17 protein-coding genes are annotated in these 22,501 nt (G+C 41.6%); 11 read left to right on the forward strand and 6 right to left on the reverse strand.

Annotation, left to right across the window (positions count from 1 at the left end; translation table 11 throughout):
* Positions 1-121: 121 nt before the first annotated feature.
* Both M0Q51_15455 and M0Q51_15460 read right to left on the reverse strand, forming a co-directional pair.
* Positions 122-1,387, reverse strand: a complete 1,266-nt coding sequence (locus M0Q51_15455; protein MCK9401374.1) for a T9SS type A sorting domain-containing protein — start codon at positions 1,385-1,387, stop codon at positions 122-124.
* A 212-nt stretch (positions 1,388-1,599) separates the two neighbouring features.
* On the reverse strand, positions 1,600-2,376 hold the full coding sequence (locus M0Q51_15460; protein ID MCK9401375.1) for an SAM-dependent chlorinase/fluorinase: 777 nt from the start codon (positions 2,374-2,376) through the stop codon (positions 1,600-1,602).
* Between the two features lie 143 nt (positions 2,377-2,519).
* On the opposite strand from M0Q51_15460, the gene M0Q51_15465 reads away from it, so the two are divergent.
* Positions 2,520-3,479, forward strand: coding sequence for a PhoH family protein (locus M0Q51_15465; GenBank protein MCK9401376.1), 960 nt, complete (start codon positions 2,520-2,522; stop codon positions 3,477-3,479).
* A gap of 11 nt (positions 3,480-3,490) precedes the next feature.
* The gene (locus M0Q51_15470; GenBank protein ID MCK9401377.1) at positions 3,491-4,438 is read left to right on the forward strand and encodes a phosphoribosylaminoimidazolesuccinocarboxamide synthase; all 948 of its coding nucleotides are present in this window, start codon (positions 3,491-3,493) and stop codon (positions 4,436-4,438) included.
* Positions 4,439-4,514: 76 nt separating this feature from the next.
* On the opposite strand, the gene M0Q51_15475 is transcribed toward M0Q51_15470, so the two are convergent.
* The gene (locus tag M0Q51_15475; protein MCK9401378.1) at positions 4,515-5,390 is read right to left on the reverse strand and encodes a transglutaminase-like domain-containing protein; all 876 of its coding nucleotides are present in this window, start codon (positions 5,388-5,390) and stop codon (positions 4,515-4,517) included.
* 87 nt (positions 5,391-5,477) lie between these two features.
* Complete coding sequence (locus tag M0Q51_15480; protein ID MCK9401379.1) at positions 5,478-6,341, reverse strand: nucleoside phosphorylase; 864 nt, start codon at positions 6,339-6,341, stop codon at positions 5,478-5,480.
* Positions 6,342-6,426: 85 nt separating this feature from the next.
* Here M0Q51_15480 and M0Q51_15485 point away from each other — a divergent pair, with 85 nt between their 5' ends.
* The 6 genes from M0Q51_15485 to M0Q51_15510 all read left to right on the forward strand — a co-directional run bounded on the left by M0Q51_15485 (position 6,427) and on the right by M0Q51_15510 (position 12,791).
* Complete coding sequence (locus M0Q51_15485) at positions 6,427-7,665, forward strand: competence/damage-inducible protein A (protein MCK9401380.1); 1,239 nt, start codon at positions 6,427-6,429, stop codon at positions 7,663-7,665.
* A 41-nt stretch (positions 7,666-7,706) separates the two neighbouring features.
* On the forward strand, positions 7,707-8,132 hold the full coding sequence (locus M0Q51_15490; protein ID MCK9401381.1) for a hypothetical protein: 426 nt from the start codon (positions 7,707-7,709) through the stop codon (positions 8,130-8,132).
* Between the two features lie 286 nt (positions 8,133-8,418).
* Positions 8,419-8,658 (forward strand): 50S ribosomal protein L28, encoded by a 240-nt coding sequence (rpmB, locus tag M0Q51_15495; GenBank protein ID MCK9401382.1) that lies wholly within the window; start codon positions 8,419-8,421, stop codon positions 8,656-8,658.
* Between the two features lie 214 nt (positions 8,659-8,872).
* On the forward strand, positions 8,873-9,490 hold the full coding sequence (locus M0Q51_15500) for a carboxypeptidase-like regulatory domain-containing protein (protein ID MCK9401383.1): 618 nt from the start codon (positions 8,873-8,875) through the stop codon (positions 9,488-9,490).
* On the forward strand, positions 9,462-12,041 hold the full coding sequence (locus M0Q51_15505) for a TonB-dependent receptor (GenBank protein ID MCK9401384.1): 2,580 nt from the start codon (positions 9,462-9,464) through the stop codon (positions 12,039-12,041). Before M0Q51_15500 ends, M0Q51_15505 begins: the two co-directional genes overlap by 29 nt.
* Positions 12,042-12,179: 138 nt before the next feature.
* Positions 12,180-12,791, forward strand: a complete 612-nt coding sequence (locus tag M0Q51_15510) for a superoxide dismutase (GenBank protein MCK9401385.1) — start codon at positions 12,180-12,182, stop codon at positions 12,789-12,791.
* Positions 12,792-12,921: 130 nt separating this feature from the next.
* Here the strand turns inward: M0Q51_15510 and rocD are convergent, their stop codons facing one another.
* Positions 12,922-14,142, reverse strand: a complete 1,221-nt coding sequence (rocD, locus tag M0Q51_15515) for an ornithine--oxo-acid transaminase (protein ID MCK9401386.1) — start codon at positions 14,140-14,142, stop codon at positions 12,922-12,924.
* Positions 14,143-14,253: 111 nt separating this feature from the next.
* A complete protein-coding gene (locus tag M0Q51_15520; protein MCK9401387.1) occupies positions 14,254-15,327 on the reverse strand; it encodes a phosphatidylserine/phosphatidylglycerophosphate/cardiolipin synthase family protein in 1,074 nt (357 codons plus the stop codon).
* Between the two features lie 335 nt (positions 15,328-15,662).
* On the opposite strand from M0Q51_15520, the gene M0Q51_15525 reads away from it, so the two are divergent.
* The 3 genes from M0Q51_15525 (at position 15,663) to M0Q51_15535 (ending at position 22,313) form a co-directional block, all read left to right on the forward strand.
* Positions 15,663-15,842, forward strand: a complete 180-nt coding sequence (locus M0Q51_15525; protein ID MCK9401388.1) for a hypothetical protein — start codon at positions 15,663-15,665, stop codon at positions 15,840-15,842.
* Positions 15,843-15,920: 78 nt separating this feature from the next.
* Positions 15,921-20,723 carry a T9SS type A sorting domain-containing protein gene (locus tag M0Q51_15530; protein MCK9401389.1) on the forward strand — a complete coding sequence of 1,601 codons (4,803 nt, stop codon included), beginning with the start codon at positions 15,921-15,923 and terminating at the stop codon, positions 20,721-20,723.
* A 24-nt stretch (positions 20,724-20,747) separates the two neighbouring features.
* A complete protein-coding gene (locus M0Q51_15535; GenBank protein MCK9401390.1) occupies positions 20,748-22,313 on the forward strand; it encodes a T9SS type A sorting domain-containing protein in 1,566 nt (521 codons plus the stop codon).
* Positions 22,314-22,501: the final 188 nt, after the last annotated feature.

Raw genomic sequence — 22,501 nt, forward strand, 5'->3', positions numbered from 1 at the left:
GGTAATTTCGGTCAATTGATCTCGTTCTTCCTGTGTAAGAGTAACTTTGTAAGTGTTCATAGCCTTTTTTTGGCTAAGATACAATTTTTTTTGATTACGTCATATTAATTGTGACGTGACACTAGTTGATAATGATTTTGGTTATGGTCTTATGTTTATCACAAATTATCTCAATAAAATAAAATCCGGCAGGCAGGTCACTAACATTTATTTTTAAAAGATCAATAGTAGAAACATTCTCGGAAATTAATAATTTACCAATTGAGTTGTAAATGTTAATTATTTCAATATTATTTATTTGATTATTGTTTAAGGCTCTAATATTGAGTAGATTGTTAACAGGGTTTGGATATACAATCCATGGATTTTCAGATGAAATTAAATTTTCTTCAGAAATTGAAACAGTGGGGTTAATACTTTTTGCAAGGCAAATCAAATTTGTTACATATAAATAGCCTAAAGTATCCAGAAACATATCTCTCATAATTCCATCAGGTAATCCTTCATTAACTAGTTCAAAACTTTCACCATTGTCTAATGACCGTAATACTCCATTCGGCCAGGAACTGCTGAAATAAATCTCATTTTCGCTATTGATAATGATATCAGAAACTTGAGGATTCGCCAGTAAGGTTTCCCATTCTTCTACTCCGTTTCTTAAAACATACAATCCGGATGAAGTAGTATCTGTTAACCCCCCCCAAGAGCCCGCAAAAAGATCGTCAGAATTGTTCAAAGCCAGGGCTGAAACCTGGTAATTAAACAAACCAATAAACTCCCAATTATCACCTCCTTCTTCTGATTTATATACACCTCCCCTATTCTCAAAATAGGCTTTAAGACTTATATAAATGTCACCGGTGTTTGAATTAACTATATCGGAAATGTATTCACTGGTATTATCAGTAAAGAAAACTATACTCCATGTTTGTCCATTATCTGTTGAGCGTATTACAGATGCATCATCCATCCATAGACTGGCAAATATTGTGTCACCCAGACAAAGAATAGCCACAATATTTCCATACGCACCTATATCGGGAAGAACGCTTGACCAGGTTTCACCATCATCTGAAGAACAGAACAAGCCTCCGATTTGGGGCGCTTGACTCGTGCCGGCGTAGATATCATTGTTATTGTTGATAGCAATAGAGTATACAATTCGATTTTCAAGCCCAAGAAGATTCCAACTATTTCCTTCGTCATCGGATCGGTAAACACCTGCTCCTGATCCAATATAAATAACCTGCTGATCATTTACCGCAATACTCAAGATATCAGCGCTATCAGGAAAGTACAGTTGTTCCCAGAAATCCTGTGATTTAAGGGTTAAAATTGGATTAAAGAAAATAAATATGAAAAGTATAAATGATTTAAGATATTTCATTGCTCAAAATATAAATTAACTGATCCCATCATCAATAAAATTAGTCAATTATTAAATAATTTCTTGACGTCTTTAAAATTAATAAATATATTAATATCATCAAAATATATTTTGATGCTCGTTTAGCTACTCACTAGTACTTTAATAATTAGGGTTATTGTTGAAAATGAATAAAATGGGATGTATCAAAGGTTCATTTGGAGAAAATCAAATCAGCTCCTGAACTCCACCCTCACCGGGTCGTTGATATCGAGCCCCAGCAAACTGCCGGCATTACCCTGGTTGATCGCAATTTCAAGATGGCCGGTTGAGCCGAACAATGCCACAATTTCACCGATTGGGACCTCCTGGTAAGACTGGCTGATCGCATTGATGGTTTCACCCCGGAACTCTATGACAAACTTTCGACCTCTGCTGATTTTATCGAAAAGTTCACGGGTTATATTGGTCACAACGTTCTCATATTGGTTGATATAGATGACCACGCCCCTGATGATGTCACCGGAAACCACCGGGAGAAAATGCAGCTGCTCCTTCCATTGCGACACGGGCTCGCCAAGCTGTTCAATAGGGCGCCCGGAAGCAAGATGGACGGCCGATGCCACGAACCGGTCACGCGCCGGGACATCCTTTATACCTTTTTCATCTGAAGAAGAGATACTTATAATCTTTTCAGGAGCATGATCAAAAATGAGGGAAAAAATCCCATTGTCCGCACCGATGAAAAACTGCCCATCGTATTTTACGGCCAGGTGCGGAACTTTTTCAGTCTTTTCAGTCAGGATTGAAAGGATATGGACCGTTCCCTGCGGATAATGGGGATAACTGTTGCGGATGATGAATGAAGCCTGTTTGAGGTTGAACGGACTGATGCCGTGAGAAATATCTATTATTGAGGCAGATGGTAACAGGCTGAGTATCTTTCCTTTCACGGCTCCCAGGAAATAGTCCCGCTGGCCCCAGTCGCTTGTCAGTGTAATAATCGGCATAGAAAACGTCAGAATGTTAATAATCTCAAATCTTCACAGAAACCCTTTTAGTCATTTCCCGGTCAAAATTAAGAATTCTTCATAGATGGAGCGCGATTTTTAATACTTTTGAACTTCTTCGTAATTTCGCTTTTTAAGGCATCATGAACGAAAGGATCATTTCGATCGAAACATACAATCCGCTGGAGATTTACGGCGTGAATGACACGCATCTCGAGCTCATCAAAAGACAGTTTCCTAAGCTGAAAATCGTTGCGAGGGGCGATGTGGTAAAAGTTTTCGGTGAGGAAGAAGAACTGGCCCTCTTCGAAAGGAAGTTCTCCCTTTTGCTTCTCAGTTATGAAAAATTCGGCAGGATTACGGAAAGTGACATCCTGCAGATCATGCAGGGTGGAGAGGAGGAAACAAATGGCCTTATCCAGGCCCAGCAACCCGATGATGTGCTGGTGCATGGACGCGATGGCCGGATCGTGAAAGCCCTGACCGTCAACCAGCAAAAGCTGGTGGAGAGTTGCAGCCATAATGACCTCGTCTTCGCGATCGGTCCGGCAGGAACAGGGAAGACTTACACAGCCGTGGCATTAGCTGTCAGGGCGTTAAAAAATAAGGAAGTGCGCCGGATCATCCTGACGCGCCCTGCCGTCGAAGCCGGTGAAAACCTGGGTTTCCTCCCCGGCGACCTCAAAGATAAGCTGGACCCCTATCTTCAACCGCTTTATGATGCCCTGCGCGACATGCTCCCTACTCAGAAACTGCTAACATACATCGAAGACGGAACCATCGAAGTGGCACCCCTTGCTTTCATGCGCGGCCGGACTTTGGACCATTCCTTCGCCATCCTCGATGAAGCACAGAATACGACGTCCAGCCAGCTGAAAATGTTCCTGACCCGGATGGGGAAATCTTCTAAATTTATTGTCACCGGCGATATCACCCAGATCGACCTGCCTAAAAACCAGGAATCAGGGCTGGTCCATGCGACGAAAATCCTGAAAGATATTCCGGGAATGGATTTTATTTACCTCGATCATCGCGACATCATCCGTCACCGGCTGGTGATCAAAATTATCGAGGCTTACGGTAAAGAAAGAAATAATCACTAAATCCACAATGTATGCAAAATGTCATCGTCAGAACCGACTACCAGTTCCCTGGCCAGAAAGGTGTTTACCATGGAAAAGTCCGGGATGTATATAATATCAACAACGAATTAATGGTGATGGTGGTCACCGACCGGATATCGGCTTTCGATGTGGTCCTTCCCAGCGGGATCCCTTACAAAGGCCAGGTGCTTAACCAGATCGCGGCGAAGTTTCTCGAAGCGACGCGTGACATCGTCCCCAACTGGATGATGGCCGTGCCTGATCCGATGGTAATGGTCGGGAAGTTCTGCGAACCATTCCCGGTGGAAATGATCATCCGTGGCTATCTCACCGGCAACTCCTGGCGCACCTATAAAAGCGGTGCCCGGTCGATCTGCGGTGTTCCAATCCCTGACGGGATGCGCGAACACGAACGTTTTCCTCAGCCTATTATCACGCCAACAACAAAAGCTAAAGAAGGTCACGACGAAGACATTTCCCGGGAAGAGATCATCCGCCAGGGACTTATTTCAGAAGAAGATTACAACCTGCTCGAAAAATATACTATCGAAATTTTCAACAGGGGTTCGGAAATTGCAGCCAAAATGGGCTTGATTTTAGTCGATACCAAGTATGAATTCGGCAAAGCCGACGGGCAGATCTACCTTATCGATGAGATCCATACACCTGATTCTTCAAGGTATTTTTATGCTGACGGTTATGAGGAACGCTTTGCAAAAGGCGAGCAGCAAAAACAGCTTTCCAAGGAATTTGTAAGGGAATGGCTGATGGAAAATGGTTTTCAGGGCAAAACCGGGCAAAAGGTCCCTTTCATGTCTGATGAATTCGTCGAATCCGTTTCAGAGCGTTATATCGAGCTTTTCGAAGGAATTACAGGAGAAAAATTCGTCCGCGAAGATGCCATCAATGTCCTGGGAAGAGTCGAGCGGAATATTGAAAGATTTTTAAAAGGGAAATAATAATTCGGTAACCCGAATTTCAATTTTCAAATTTCGAATCTCGGGTATCTTGTTTCCTTTTTCGCATATTAATCCCTTACTCCACCATACCCAGTAACTCCGTCATCTCGTCCCGTTTTACAGGATTTCCTGCCTGATCATAAATGAAGATGAGCTCGTTCATCATCCGGCGGATGATTGTTTTATTATCACAAGGAATAAAATAAGAATCTTTACGTTCCAGCTTCAACTGCTTTATAAACAGTTCGATCTCATTTTTTGTGAAAACGGCTCCTTTGTTAAAAGGATTGATATAGAATAAAACATCGCCTTCCGGGATATCCCTTGGTGTCAGCATAATTTCATCGGTATATGCCAGCACAAAGTGCCGTGGAAGATCAACGCCATATATGGGAACACGAAGGCTTTGGGAAATGGAAATGTAGATAATCCCCAGGATGAGGGGACTGCCTTTTTTCGAATCGAGAAGGTTATTGATGTAAAAATTTTCTGCCGAGTTGATATTGGTAACATTGCCGGCCAGCTTATGGATATCGAATAAGATGTGGTTAATCACCTTGACCTTTTCCAGCCCGGTCAGGTTTTGGTTTAGTTCAAGCCAGACATCCTGCGAAAATGAACCAATCTTTTTAATGATCGCATCTTCGTCCAGGTCGGGATATTGAAACCTTGTGACGAGAAGAGTTCCCCGCAGCAGATCATGATGCTCAAACTGTGACCATTCGTTCAGTTCTTTTTTCAGGTTTTCGAATTGGATGATATGGATCAGGTCTTCGATGCGGTGTTGGATGAGGGGGTCAAAAGTGTTCTCCCATAAATTCTCAAGGACAGGCACAGCCACTTTGCCATGGGCAAAGATCCGGTCATGGATAGTCTGGAAAATTTCCTCATTGGGTTCATCCAGCAGGCTGATCAGCGCATTGAGCTCCTTGTTTTGTGATTTTTCTTCCATTATCCGTGAAAATCTTCTTCTGACTTCTGTATTCTGTAAACAATAAATATGCCATCAGCTAAGATAACATTCCTTTTCCGAAATAGTTCAGGAGGTCATCTTTTCCAAAACATATGAAATCAGCTTTTCTTCATTATTTTTGATTGTCCTGAGGCATTCTCCGGTAGCCCGGTTAGCCAGGATCACGCATATACTCGCAACCTGGTGGTCCAACATACTACCCAGTCCATATAAGGACGATGTTTCCATCTCGCAATTAATAATCCGGTGATCTTTGTAAGAAAATTTTGTCAGGGCGTCAAGCATACCGGGAAAAGCAGTACGAAGCCGGAGTTCACGGCCCTGTGGGCCATAAAATCCTGCACCGGTTGCCGTGATGCCGCTTATCCCTTCCGGGGCTAATTTTTGGATCAATTCTTTCGATCCCGGAATGATATAAGGAGAAGCAAGAAAAGAGGGCCAACCCGACTGACTGATAAATTCCCGGGTGAGTTCCAGGTCTGTCACTTTTTCCAGATCCTTATAAAAATGTAATGAACCATCCAGGCCCAGGCCGTGTGTTGCAAGGGAAAAAGCACCGACAGGGATATCGGGATGCAGCGTGCCGCAAGTACCGATCCTCACAATGGTCAGGGTACGGTGATGCTCAAGGGATTCTCTTTTTTTTAGGTCGATGTTAGCCAGTGCATCGAGTTCGTTCATCACGATATCCATATTGTCGGGCCCGATTCCGGTGGAGAGCGCTAACAGCCGCTTCCCGTTCAGCCACCCGATATGGCTGACAAACTCCCGGTTTTGCCTTTTAAATTCAACCCGATCAAAATGATCCGAAATCATCTCTATCCTTCCGGGGTCACCGGCCACTAAAATCAAATCAGGTAATTCTTCCGGTTTAAGCTTCAGGTGATAAATGCTGCCATTCCGGTTAATTATTAAATCCGACTCCTTCATCTCTGTGATTTCTGGTGTGAATAATCCTCAAAATTAAAATTACCTGCCGAACTATCCAATTCCTTAATGATATTAATTTTGTACCATGATATCAGAAATCATCAGCATCGGCGATGAACTCCTTGTCGGACAAGTCGTAAACACTAACGCCACCTGGATGGCGCAGCATTTACACGAAATCGGGATCCCGGTCAAACAGATATCCGCCATCTCTGATGACGCGGCAGAAATAACCAGAGCGCTCGATGTGGCGTTTGCCCGTGCAGACGTGATCCTGGTCACCGGCGGACTGGGCCCGACTAAAGATGACATCACCAAACACACTTTGTGCTCCTATTTTGGTACAGAGTTGGTTTTCCATCAGCCTTCCTACGAAAACATCAGGAAGTTCTTTGCCAGCCGTGGGATGGAAGTGACCGGATTGAACCGTAAACAGGCTGAAGTACCGGCCAATTGTACCCCGTTGATCAACCACAACGGCACGGCCCCGGGAATGTGGTTCGAAAAAGAAGGAAAGATCCTTGTCTCCCTTCCCGGTGTACCCTTCGAAATGGAAGCCATGATGGAAGAATACATCCTTCCACGCCTCGCCAGCCAGGATAATCAGCGGGTTGTGGCCCATAAAACAATTCTTACACAAGGGATCGGCGAATCATTCCTTTCCGAAATGATCAAAGACTGGGAAGAGGACCTCCCTTCAAACATGAAGCTGGCTTATCTGCCACAACCCGGTCTGGTCAGGCTCAGGTTAACAGCCTACGGGGAGACAAAAGAGAAAACTCTACAGGAGATTGAGAACCAGGTTGAGTCACTTCAAAAACTGATTCCTGATCTGATTTTCGGCTATGGCAATGATACGATGGAAGAGATTGTGGGTCGGTTATTGAAAGAAAAACACTGCACTTTGAGCACGGCCGAAAGTTGCACCGGTGGCTTCCTGGCGCACATGATCACAAGTGTTCCGGGCGCTTCGGACTACTTTCAGGGGTCTGTTATCGCTTATTCCAACGAGATCAAGCACACTTTCCTCGGGGTTTCTGAAGAATCGCTGAAACAATTCGGGGCAGTAAGCGAGCAGGTAGTGAAAGAGATGGCCCGGGGTGCCCGTCAACGGTTTAATACTGATTTCGCGGTTTCAATCAGCGGCATAGCGGGGCCGGACGGAGGAACCATCGACAAACCTGTCGGTACGGTATGGATCGCCATCGCCTCCAAAACCGGTGTCATAGCTCAGAAATTCATGTTCGGCGAGCACCGTGGCCGGAATATCCTGCGGGCGGCGCTGGCAGCGTTGAATTTGCTGAGGCTAGCGATAGGGAGTTGACAGTTGACAGTTGACAGCATAACAATTTAACATAGAAGCAATTGAACAATGATAAATCCATACAGGAACGAATAATCCTGGATCGTTTCAAAAAGCATTATCCGGAATTCCCCAAAGGAAGGATAATAAAATCCGAATCACCTGACTTTATGCTGATGACAGGTTCGAGGAATACGATCGGCATTGAACTAACTGCCCTGCCATCTTCAAGTTATAACCTCAGTAAAGAAAATTATAACGATTTTATTTCGGATATGGCGCATTCCATTTCAAAGAAGGAAAAAAAGCTTAAAATCTACCTGAAAAAGGAGGCAGAAGCTTACTGGCTGATCATTTTTGCTGATTCAATTGAATTAAATGGTTTTAATTTTAACGGGCATTTTGATAAAAGGATTTTAAGCAATGGTTTTGACAGGGTATTCCTGTTTGAACTGTTCGAGGGGCAGGTTTGGCAAATTCAGGCTTAGCTGTACTAATCAGATTCATAACTTTTATGTCCACATTGGAATACAATTGAATTTAGGAGGCTGAATCAAAAGTTGGTTTTGATATATGAACCACAAAGGAACACAAAGGATTTAATAAAATAATTTTGAGAAAACTTCTATTACCACAGCTTCACGGAAAAGGATGAAACTTCAATAATGACAAGGAAATGGATTTTTTCCCATAATAAAAAACTTTTGTTTTATTCAAAAAAAATACCGTTCTTTGCACTCCATTTTTGAAAAGTAACCGATAAAACTTTGAGCCATGGCACGAGTTTGTGAAATCACCGGGAAAAAGCCAATAAAAGGAAATCATGTTTCCCACTCCAACCATAAAACCCTCAGGAGATTCTTCCCTAATCTTCAGACTAAAAGGTTTTTCATCCCTGAAGAAGATAAATGGGTCACCCTGAAAGTTTCTACGGAAGCTATCCGGACCATCAATAAAAAAGGCATCACAGCCTGCCTGAAGGAAGCACGGGGAAAAGGTTTTACAACGAAATAAGGCCTAACAGCCACCTATATAAAAAATGCTGTCACCCCCGTAGGTTGACAGCATTTTTTATTAGCCTTGCCGCTGTAAGCAGTTATAATAAATTCCTGCTGAGTCCGTTTAAAAGTTATCATTAATTTTACTGCTATCATCAAAATCTGAAAAGAAGAGTCCTGCACGAGGCATGAAAATACACCCGGTCATAGGTCTAACATTATTCCTGCTGATGCCATTATTGATGGAAGCACAGAAGGATCATCAACACAACCAGGAATATTATAAAAAACTTGTCCAGTTCACCGGTGCCGTTGTTACCGGCGACAGCCTGCACCCGGTGGCCTTTACCCATATCATCGACCATAATACAAATTTCGGGACAATCAGCGATTATTACGGGTACTTTTCATTCGTGGCCCGTAAAGGCGATTCGATCACATTTTCGGCAATCGGTTTTAAAAAAGGATCTTTTATCATTCCTGATACCATCCATAATAACCGGTATACCATGTTCCAGGTAATGGCCACCGACACCATCTACCTGAATGAAACGGTGATCTACCCCTGGCCAACTAAAGAACAGTTTAAAGAGGCCTTCCTCAGCCTCGATATTCCTGACGACGACCTCGAGATCGCCCGCAAGAACCTTGAAAGGTATGAACTGGCCGTCCGGGCCGAAGCTATGCCCATGGATGGAAGCATGAATTACCGTAACTATATCGATCAGACTGTCAGTAAATTATATTATGCCGGCCAGACCCAGCCGATCAGTTTACTAAACCCATTTGCCTGGGCGCAATTTGTTAAAGCCTGGCAGGATGGGAAATTTAAGCGGAAAGACCATTAACCCCTGTGAAAAAGCCGAAATGAAGATATACAAATTCCTCATCCTGTTTTTTTTACTGAGCATTGCCTCCCCTGCCCTGTTTTCGCAGGAAAATGCCGTGCTGAGCGGTAATGTAAGAGATCAGGACAACAAACCATTGGAATTGGTTAATGTGGCTATTCTTGGAAGTACGACCGGCTGCGTGACCGACCAGGGAGGCAACTATGTACTCATCATTCCGGCAAAACAGGAGATTACCATCGACTTTTCCTTCATCGGTTATGATTCAAAGAGGTTCCGGATCAATTTGCAGCCTGGTGACAGAAGGGAACTGAATGTCGTCTTGCTGATGAAATACACCGAATTGAAAAGTGTTGAAATCAAAGATAAACAGGTCAGAAGTTACAATTATGTCCGCCTGGACCCAAAAGAAGCCAAGATGATCCCAACCCTCAGCGGGGGGATTGAAGCCATGCTGAAGACCTTACCGGGCGTGAATTCTGCTAACGAGTTAAGTTCACAATATTCCGTCAGGGGTGGAAATTTTGATGAAAACCTGGTCTATGTCAATGGCATTGAAATATACAGGCCATTCCTGATCCGGTCAGGTCAGCAGGAAGGGATGAGTTTTGTCAACTCCACGCTGGTTTCAGGGATCGTATTCTCTGCAGGCGGCTGGGATGCCAAATATGGAGACAAAATGTCGTCGGTGTTGGATATTACCTATCGTAAGCCTGATTCTGCTGCGGCTTCAGTTCAGCTTAGCCTGCTCGGGGCCCAGGGGCACGTGGAAGGGCTGACAAAAAATAAAAAACTGACTTTCCTCGCAGGTGTCAGGTACAAGACCAATCAATACATCCTGAAAGGGCTTGAGACCAAAGGGAATTACAAGCCTAACTTTATAGATATCCAGGGGGTGCTGACTTATGACCTGAATGATAAGATCCAGCTTTCCGCCCTTGGCTATTATTCCCGGAATTCTTACCTGCTCATCCCGGAAAGCCGGCAGACCAATTTTGGCACCATCAAAGAAGCCTACCGGCTCAACATTTATTTCGACGGACAGGAAGTCGACCGCTATCGCATGTACCTTGGGGCTTTTTCAATAGACTATAAACCTAATCCCGGGCTGATGCTAAGATTTAATGTTTCGGGTTTCAATACAAGGGAGAGTGAAACATTCGATGTCCGCGGCCAGTATTGGATCGGCAAACTTGAAAACGATTTCGGTGATGAAGAGTTCGGCAATGTAACGGAAGTGCAGGGAGTGGGAACTTTTATGGACCATGCCCGTAATTATCTTGATGCAGGGGTGATCAGCACCGAACACAAAGGAAGCTATATCAGGAAAAAGAGCTTCTTAAACTGGGGCCTTAAATACCAGCATGAAAATGTCGAAGACCATCTCAGTGAATGGGAACTGATCGATTCAGCCGGGTATTCCATACCCGATCCGCCGGTTATCATCGGGGGAATAACTGACCCTAAACAACCGCTGGAATTGAAGTACGCCGTCAGGACGAATGTGAGCCTGTCTACTAATCGTTTGATGGGATACCTGCAAAACACATGGGATCTGCTCGGAGATGGCCGGGATCTCAGCATAACGGCCGGGTTGCGTTTCCATTACTGGGATTATAATGGCCAGTTCCTGCTCAGCCCGCGGGCTTCCATTGCTTATAAACCAATGTGGCAAAGGGATGTGGTCTTCCGCTTTTCAGCCGGCTATTATTACCAGCCACCCTTTTACAAGGAATTGAGAGACCTTGAAGGAAAGCTGAACCCTGACATCAGAGCGCAGAAATCCATCCATTTTGTTGCCGGGTTGGATATAAACTTCCTTGCATGGAGCCGGCCTTTTAAATTTACGACAGAAGCCTATTATAAATACCTTGATGACCTGATCCCCTATATTGTCGATAATGTCAGGATCCGTTACCTGGCTGAAAATATTGCCCATGGTTATGCCACCGGTATCGATCTTAAAATCAACGGGGAATTTATCAAAGGGACCGAATCATGGGCAAGCCTGTCTTTCCTGAAGACCGAGGAAGATATTGAAAATGATTTTTATTACACTTATTATAACGAAAGCGGAGAGAAGATCATTCCTGGTTATACGCCTGACCAGACACCGGTCGATAGCATACGCACGGAACCCGGCTACATTCCCCGGCCATCCGACCAACGGGTCAGTTTTGCCCTTTTCTTCCAGGATTATCTCCCGCTGATCCCCACTTTCAAAGCCCATCTGACCTTGATTTTTGGCACCGGCCTGCCTTTCGGCGCACCCGATTCACCTTTATACGAACATACCTTGCGCTTCCCGCCTTATCGCCGTGTCGACATTGGATTTTCCAAGTTGCTTGTCGGGGAAAAAACGAAATTCAAAGAAAAGAATCCCCTTCGCTATATCGATAATGCCTGGATCAGCTTCGAAGTATTTAACCTGTTCCAGATCAGCAACACGGTTTCTTACATCTGGGTGAAGGATATTAACAACAGGGAATACGCTGTCCCAAATTACCTCACTCCCAGGCAGGTTAACCTTAAACTGATCGTTGAATTTTAATCATCCCCAAATTATTTAACAGTTTTTTAACAATAAATGAATTGACATCTGAACATTTTCATATTACTTTTGTTTCATAGAATGATTCTAAATTAATTTACTGTTTATATAATTATCGTTCTTAAAATTACTGAAGATATGAGTGTTGTTTTCGCTGACCTGCCTTATTCCTTTGAAGCGCTTGAACCTTACATTGATGCGCGTACAATGGAAATCCATTATACCAGGCATCACCGGGCTTACTTCGATAAATTTGTCGCAGCGGTGAAAGATACAGAGTTAGATGGCAAGAACATAGTAGATATCCTCGGCAGCATCAGCAAATATCCGGCAGCAGTGAGAAATAACGGGGGAGGATATTTCAATCATCATTTATTCTGGAACATCATGGGCCCGAATGCCGGCGGTGCACCTTCCGGAAAGCTGGCTGAAGCCATCAACAAGTTCTTTGGAACATTTGATCAGTTTAAAATCGCTTTCAGCGATGCAGCTGCAAACCGCTTTGGAAGCGGCTGGGCCTGGCTATCCGTGAGTGATGACCTTTCCCTTAAGGTCAGTTCTTCACCCAACCAGGACAATCCGTTGATGGATTTGGCGGAGATAAAAGGTAGTCCAATCCTCGGACTTGATGTCTGGGAACATGCTTATTACCTGAAATACCAGAACCGCCGTCCGGAATATATCAGCGCATTCTGGAACGTGGTAAACTGGAAAGCTGTTGAAGAAATGTATACCAAGATTATTTGGTAAAATGATCTTTCATAGATACAGTTGTTTGAGTCTCTTCAAATAACTCTTTTGGTTTGGTTAATAATCGGCAAACAGGTCACGCGCCCGCGTGACCTTTTGCTTTTTATAGAAGTACCAAAGGATTATCCCGTTAAAAAGAAATAATGGACTTCCCGATAATATTCACAGCTTCCAGGACCTGATCTTCATTAATAACCAATGGCGGGGCAAATCTGATAATGTGTTCGTGGGTCGGTTTGGCCAGCAGCCCATTCTCAGCCATTTTCAAGCATACATCCCAGGCTGTTTTGCCGTTTTTCGGTTCAACCACGATGGCATTCAGCAGACCTTTACCACGGACCAGCCGGATCATATCCGACTTGATGTTCTTTAATTCTTCCCTGAAGATCATACCCAGGCGGGCTGCATTGTCCGCCAGTTTTTCGTCACGGATCACTTCAAGGGCCGTAATGGCCACGCGGGCCGCAACCGGGTTTCCCCCGAAGGTCGAGCCGTGCTGTCCCGGTTTAATGCACATCATGATCTCATTATCAGCCAATACGGCCGAAACCGGGTAAACACCTCCCGAGAGGGCTTTCCCTAATATGAGCATATCCGGCCGGACCTGCTCATGATCGCAGGCAAGAAGTTTGCCGGTCCGGGCAATACCGGTCTGAACCTCATCGGCAATAAATAGCACATTCTTAGCCTTGCATAATCCGAATGCTTTGGCGAGGTAACCTTCGTCAGGAACAAATACTCCTGCCTCCCCCTGGATAGGTTCAACCAGGAAACCTGCAATATTGGGCTCCTCCAAAGCCTTAGCCAGGGCACCTAAATCATTATAAGGTATGGTCACAAACCCAGGAGTATAAGGCCCAAACCCACCCCGGGCATCAGGATCGGTCGACATGGAAATGATAGTGATGGTCCTTCCGTGAAAATTACCCTCACAAACGATGATTTTAGCTTTATGTTCAGGGATGCCTTTCTTATCATAAGCCCATTTTCGGCAAAGCTTAAGGGCTGTTTCAACTGCTTCAGCGCCCGTATTCATCGGTAAAACTTTATCATAACCAAAAAATCCGGTCACGAACTTTTCATACAAACCAAGGACATCACAATAAAATGCACGGGATGTCAGGGTGAGCGTCCGGGCCTGATCAATCATGGTCTGTACAATCCGGGGGTGGCAATGACCCTGGTTCACAGCCGAATAAGCCGAAAGAAAGTCAAAATATTTCTTTCCTTCCACATCCCATACATAAACACCTTCTCCTCTCGCCAATACAACAGGCAACGGGTGGTAATTATGCGCACCATACCTATCTTCCAGCTCCATAGCTTTTTTAGAGGTCATCACATCGATCATTGTCATAAACGAGAATATTAATTTGAAACTTGAAATTTGAAATTTGTTTTGCAAAGTTAGGATTTTAGGGAGGAACAAAAAAATCCGTAGTAAAATATATGTTAAATGCTTTCAGAAAAAATGCCGGAAAGGGAGCAGCAACCATTCAATAAACTTTTGGAAACGCGGCCGGTGAAGCCATATTTCAAAATTAAATGGTTCACTTTGGCTGATTGTCTCCTCAATATGGCGGCTCAATTGCCGGATAATAGTTTCTTCCCAGCCAACCAGCACAATTTCATGCATATAGCGGAATGAACGGTAATCAAAATTCGGAGATCCGATAGCGAATATTTCATTATCAACCAGCATAGCTTTGGAATGGAGATTTGCCGGCAGGTAGTAACAAAACTTCAATCCTTCCTGGTGCAAAGGGCCAAGATAATGGTTACGAAGGATATCTATCAGCATCACATCGGAATGCCTGGGCACGATCACGGTCACGTCAACACCCCGTTTACAGGCATCCATCAGTGCTTTCCGCAGAAAATAGCCGGGCAGGAAATAGGGGGTTTCGATGAGTATCTGCCGGTCGGCATTCTTTATCATCTGAATGAATCGTTTGTTGATCCTTTTTTTTGCGATAGAGGGCACATCCCTGATAATTTCATAATTCCCGTGCCGGATTAACCTGATGTAAGAATTCTTTTCGAAGAAGTACTTGTTATAAAGTTTGAAATCCAGGTTAAAGACTTTCTTAAAAGAAACCGCCAGATCTCCCTCCAGGCGAAGCATCAATTCCCTCCACGAGAGGCTGTAGGCAGTAATATTAGCCGAACCGATCCAACTGATCTTATCATCGATAACCAGTATTTTTCGATGATTTCGGCGGTGATTTTTAGTGAAGTAATCAATAACAAACTTGATTTTTGTAAAAAAACGGACTTCTCCTCCCAGGTCTGTGAGCTTCTGAAAATAAGTATCCGCCACGGCCGCTCCCCATGAATCGATGAGCAGCTTCACCTCTACCCCTTCTTTTGCCTTTCGGGTCAAAGCTTCCCTGAATCGGTCACCGATTTCATCATTGTAAAATTTATACACCTCGAAGTAAATATATTTCCTGGCCCTGGAAATATCTTCGAGCATAGTATCATAATACTGCGCTGGGATATTGAACAACCGGTATGGTAATCCAGCTAAATCCATTGCTTGCTTTTTTACAAAGATAATAAGATGACGTGCATTTTAAGTAAAATCAAATGATACATAGAAAAAACTTACCATCCCCCATTGCTTTCCCTCCTTTATTGTTGTATCTTTAGCCTTCCCATTTCATGAAAAAAATTTTCAGATTATATCTCATTCAGCATGGAATGGATTTACCAACATAGCATTTCCGTAGAGAGAGAGAGAGAGAGATTCTAAGCTCCCATTTCTTACTTTTCAATATATTTTCTTTAAAGAAAACTTACTGCGTCTATCCAGTCTTTCGTACAAGTCGTATCCAATCTTTTTTATTAACCTTCAAAAACCAATTTATTATGAAAAGAATGAATTTTTTTGTTGTTCTGGCATTTTTATGCCTTGCCATCTGGGTAAAACCAAGAGAGGTCTTATCCCAACCATTAACGGATTCTACTGTCAATTTCTACACTCTTTCTGCCTATTATAACCATTATTACGATTCACTTATTCAGCTACGAGGTGCTGAAAACATGTAAGGAACCGGCTATAAAGACTATCTCCGGTGGAAATGGTTTTATACCAGCCGTCATGGTGTTGATGGTGATCTTGGTGCGATGTGGGAATCAATAGCTGACTATTATAATAATTTTCAGGAACCTGAAAATTACAGTGACGAATCAGATTGGCAATTCATGGGACCGCTTGGTATACCTAAAAAATATAGTGGAGCTCCCAGCCAAAATTCTGGTAAAGGTATGATGCTTTCCCTCTGGGTAAGTACAGGTGACCATTCCTTGATTTATGCGGGAAGTCATCATGGAGGATTATGGAAAACCACAGATGGTGGGGATAACTGGTATCCGCTTCATGATAATGATGATAAGATTCATGGAGTGAACAGTATTGCTGTAAATCCCTTAAATCCTGATATTATTTATATTTCATGTAACACTTCATTGGGAAACTTTTCGAGTTGGAATGAAGGTTTGTTTAAATCAATTGATGGAGGAAATACATGGGAACAACTTACTTTGCCTGTTACTTATCCTGTATCCGACTATAAAACAAATATGAGAAAAGTTGTTTTAGACCCTAATGATCCAAATAATATTTTTTTAATAACATATCAAGATGTATATCGGTCGACAGACCAAGGGAATATTTGGACAACAGTCTTTCATAGAGAATATACACAATGGGGTGATGAATCTCAATGGGGGTTGTTTGACTTTAAGATAATTCCATGGAACCAAAGTGTAGGTTACTTGGCTGGAAGCGAAATATTTAAAATTGAAAATCCAATTGCAGGCTTTACCGAGAACAATATATCCAATGAAATTTTTTTTGCAGGATTAAATTCTGCTGACTACATAAGATGTGTCCCAGATAGAACTGAGATTAGTATTCATAGGAATTATCCTGATAAAGTTTATTTCTGTTATTGGGCTCAATATATTCCAAACGATGGTGTTTCATTTTATAGATTAAGAGTGGTTAGCTATGATAATATTTCACAACATTATGAAGTGGTATATGAAGGTGATAATGATGTTAATGAGCTCGTTGCTAACAAAAATAAGCTGGAATTTGCTGTTTCTCCTTCAAATGAGCATATTTTCTACATTGGAGGAATTTATATTGGATTGATTGATACTGAAAATGATAGAGTAGATTTTATAGCACCAGGTATCGTAGGTGATGCATTAGATTGCTGGGTCCACGTGGATATTAGAGATATGCAACTTTTTAGCCATAATGGACGTGACACCATTTATTTAGCTAACGATGCCGGGATTAGTTGGGGAACTTTAGTTGAACCTGGTATGGGTGGCCAAGGGTGTGAATGGCAGTGGCATCACCCATTTAGCTCTATAGAAAATGGTTTAAATGTGACTGAATTCTATGGTATAGGTTTATATGATAAGGAACAGGATTTGGTGGCAGGAGGTTGTCAAGACTTGAGCGACATGATATTCAATAATGATTCGTGGATCAATTTCGGCATTGGAGATGGAAGTGAAATAATTTGGGATTCTGAAGACCGTAATATATTTTATTTTAGTGAATGGCAATCTGGAGGTTTATTCAGAACAAACGATATGGGTGCCACTTTGCGACCAATTGACGTTTTGGGTGCAACAAGTCCTATCATTCCAATGAAACTTGATCCTATATACAATTCCATTTTATATTCCGGCAAGTTTGAATTAATCAAATATTCAGGAGTAAATGATTTTAGTGAAAATAATCAAATAACTATAGAAACCTTAGATTCATTTGCTCCTGACTCATTGTCAGCTATTGAAGTTGTTCCGGCATCTGGTACACGGAAATTCTATGTTTCAACACTTAAAACGTACAGTTATGAGAATCCTCCTCCACCTTTACCCGAGAACTATGCCGGATTTATATTCAGATTTAAATATGCTGGTGAAGTGTTGGAATTTAAAGATATCAGTAGCAATCTTGACGGTTGTTATAACGGTTTTGTTTCTGATATTGAAGTCGATCCGGGCCATATTTCTCATATCTGGGTTTCATTTGGTGTATACACCAAAGGTAGCCAACACGAAAATAAAGTTTTCTATTCAGAAAACAGTGGGGATACCTGGGAGCCGTGGTCAGAAGGATTACCACTTGGTATGCCGGTTTATAAAATCAAATACGTCAAACAAGACTCTCACTATTTTCTATTTGCACTAACTGATGTGGGTATTTTTAAAAGCACTGATGAGGATCATACATGGTATCGTTATAGTAATAATCTTCCTGCAAAAATCGTCACTGATTTAGAAATAAATCCGAAATATAATACCATTGTTGCAGCGACTTATGGCCGGGGTCTTTGGAAATCACCTCTTTTGTGCCATTACAATAGTGCAGCATTAGAAATCAATGATGACATAACCTGGGAAGATGACATCATTCTTGACAGGAGTGTGATCATTCCTTCAGGTAAAAATCTTATTATTAAAAATTGCAGGGTTCACCTACCTTCTGAAGCCAAGATTGTCGTGGAAAGAGGCGGAACATTGGTGCTGGATAATTGTACTCTTACCAGTGCATGTAACGATCTGTGGTGGGGGGTTGAAGTACAAGGGGATTCACGTTACCCGCAAACCGGCAATTATCAAGGGAAAGTTATTATGCAAAATTATGCAGTCATTGAAAAAGCAAGAAAAGCAATATTTTGTGGCAGAAATATAGAATATGATAATCCCGATAGGGTATATACAGGAGGAATAGTGGACGCAACAGACGCTCGGTTTTTTAATAATCGATATGGAGTGATGTTCTGGTACTATCCATTTAGCAATATTAGCACCTTTACCCGTTGCAAATTTCAAACCACAGAAAATCTTGCGGATGATTCCTCACCTGAATACTTTATGACCCTTGTCCAAGTCGATGGAATCCAAATCAAAGGTTGCGATTTTGAATTTTCTAACGATAAAGAGCCTGATTATAAAAAACATGGAAGGGGAATATTTTCAATAGATGCGGGATATACAGTACTTGATTATGAAAGTTTGAAAGTAACTTCCTTCAGAAATCTATATTATGCTGTTTTTGCATTAAGAGCTTTTACCGATCCAGTTCTAACAATCCATAATTCTAGTTTTGAGGAAAATATTACTGGGGTTTATGCCAGAGGAATTCAAAATCTTTCACTTTATTCTAATCATTTTTTTATATATATTGACAAACTCCCTATTGGAACACAAGCATATGGTGGCGTTTATCTTGACAACTGTTCCGGTTATCTAATTCAGGATAACTATTTTGAAGGTGACCCTAATCCATTTGGTTGGAACGACATAGGAATAACTATCAATAATTCAGGAGAATCAAATAATCTAATAAATAATAATACTTTCAATCAATTGCATATTGGAACATTGGCCCAAAATATAAATAGGGGTAAAGACGCTCAGCAGGGACTTAAATTCAAATGTAATGTATACTCTAAAAATGATTTTGATATTGCAGTGACCGGATCACAAGGATGCACTGAATGCGGTATTTCATTGTGGCAGGGGGCACCTGATGAACCAACAGGTAACTTATTCAGTTTAAGTGGCATTTATACTTATAGTGACATTCATAATGAAGGAGCATACTTAAATTATTATCATCATGCTAAAGATGATCTTCATCCACCAAATCCTTGGGTACCTTCTTATATTTCGCCAAATATTTTTAGAATTAATCTATTTGGGAACCCTTGGAATGAGTCATACTGCGATTCAAACTTCCCTCAAGGGATGACTAAATCACAAATTAAGTCTCTTTACATTTCTTTTTCAGATATAACCGATTCACTCAAAAACTCACTCGATCAATTAATTGATGGCGGTAGCACGGAAGATTTGACAATGGAAATTGACTTTTCACAACCTGAAGAGGCTCTTGAACTTCAGCAAGAATTACTTAGCAATTCACCATTCTTGTCTGACACGATATTAATAAAATCGGCACAAAAAGAAGATGTTCTGCCTTCTGTCTTGGTTAAGGAAATCATGGTTGCCAATCCACAGAGCGCCAAGTCTGAAAAGGTAATGGAAGCATTGGCCGATCGTGAAAATCCAATACCGGTATATATGATAGAAGAAATCATGCAGGGCAGAGATACAATTGCACAGAAAGAAATCCTTGAAGCTGAGTATTCAAATGCTGACCTTCAGAAAGAAATTGCGCTTAACCGGTTAATTTCAATTTTCAGAGAAGACACAATGAATACCAGGATGGATAGTATAGTTCATTTATTACAGAATCACCCTACACCTTCAGCAAAGTATCGGTTAACGATGACTTATCTTGAAATGAATGATACGCTTTCTGCAATAAATACCTTTGATGCTATTCCTCAGCAATTCGAACTGACCAGTTCCCAAACCTTGATATATGATCATTGGGATGAATATATCGGGATTATAATAGCAGCTCAAAAAGATTCATTGACATTGTCAGAATTGGATTCAATGCAAATTGAGAAATTGGATGACCTTGCACAATTTGAAGATCAACCGGGATGTTTGGCAAGAAATGTGCTTCATTTTTTAAAAATTATAGAAGTGAACCCATATTATATTTTGCCAGGGGATTCGCTAAAAGCGATACCAGATGTTGCATCGGTTATTCCCACAGGAATCAGGAATAATGAACATTACTTTAAATTATATCCGAATCCCGCCGATAATTACCTGATTGCAGAATATGATATGAATGGAATTTCGGGCAATGGAGTACTGAATATCTACGATTCTTCCGGAAAGTTGAAATTCAGGACAGATCTTCAATCCAACAGTCATGACGAGATCATTAATACTAAAGACTGGCTTTGTGGCATATATTTGTTTAATTTTATTTCGGATGGCCAATATAAGCAATCAGGTAAAGTATTAATTGCAAAATAGCCAAATAATCTTTAAATAGTCACTATGAATTTCAAACATACCTTTATAGTATTATTCATCCTCTTTCTTTCCTCCGGGGCTGGCTTCAGCCAGCCCCGGTACTTCAATGAGGTATATAACCCGAATGGCACCTGGGCTATTGGAGGGGGTATCATCGGTATAAATAACGGATATTTCGGATGTGCCTTATCTGGCGACAGTATTTCAGATTATTACTATAATACCTCTACGTTTATAATTAATCCCGAAGGAGACATCACCTCCTGGAAAAACTTTGGCAAAGATGGATGTGATTTTTGGGCCGGTGATGAAGGAGGATTGACAAAAAATAACAATTGTTACGGACTATTCGGCACACTTGATGACTATTTAAACGATTCAATATATGGACTTTTTTACAAGTTTGATAATTATGGTGATACGATCTTGACGAAAGCATTCACCAGTGATTCTGACACTATTTTCGTTGGAAGAGCATGCACAACAACAAGCGATGGAGGTTTTGCATTATTAGGTAATATTTCTGGTAACGAAGCTAATAAAGATATAATTCTTATTAAGACTGACTCCAATGGCAATGAATTATGGAGGAACCAATATGGATCTGATAGTAGTGATTGGGCTAAAAGTTTAATTCAGACATCTGATAATGGGTATGCAATAAGTAGTTGGAGACGTATCCCGTATATAGGGTATGAAGAAACTGCAGATCCGATTGTCTACAAAACCGACAGTCTGGGCAATTTAGAATGGTCTGTCAACCTGGGTGGGCCATTCAAGGATGACAAAGCCATGCTTTGTAACAGCCATGATAGTTGCATCATCGTGCTTACTGCTTATGCTGATTCGATGTTCACACCTGAGTTTGCTTCAACAAGGATTAACCTTATTAAAATTGATCTTGAAGGCAATATTGTCTGGAATAAAAAATATGGACCCTCAACCGCTAATTATATTTCTAACATTCAATTACTTGATAATGGCGATGTTATGGCCTGTGGATATGTGTACAATCATGCTTATTTGAATGCTGGATGGCTTTTTCGATTCAATTCAGATGGTGATAGTCTTTGGTATCGTGAATATTTCTATTACCCTGATGATCCCGTTTATGGATTAAATTATTTGTATGATGTATCACAGACATTAGATAATGGATTTGTGGCTACCGGGCAGGCTTATACATTAGATCCACCCAATAATGTACAAAAAATGTGGGTTCTGAAAGTTGATAGTGTAGGTTGTGAGATTGAGAATTGCTGGGTGGGAATTGAGGAGGACAAGGAAACAGGGGGACAAGGAGAAGAGGAGAAGAAGGGAGGGCTTTACTTGTGGCCGAATCCCGCTAAAACAATTGTCAATTGTCAATTGTCGAATGTCGATTTTCAATTTGGTTTTTCATCCGGCATTCATGATCAATCATTAATTGTTTATGATATTTTCGGAAGAAAATTACTGGAAGTCAAAGTCCCCAATAGGCAAGATAAGGTCGAGATCAATGTGGAAGCCTATGCGCCGGGCATCTATATGGTAGTACAGAGGGAAGGACAGAATATAAAAGCATCAGCAAAGTTTGTAGTATCCAGATAATCAGCATTCACAGGAAAGAGTCGAATATTGGTAGAAAACAGGTAAGATCATTATCGTGAAATAATTCCCGACTTTGACACTTGTTTGCCTTTTTTAACTATTTGAATTTCACAACTAATTGATATTCAGTGTACACAAAAATGGAATTCTTTTATTTTCAAAAAATGTAGTGGACACTTTATCAACAA

Source organism: Bacteroidales bacterium (assembly GCA_023229505.1).
Taxonomy (GTDB): Bacteria; Bacteroidota; Bacteroidia; order Bacteroidales; family JAGOPY01; genus JAGOPY01.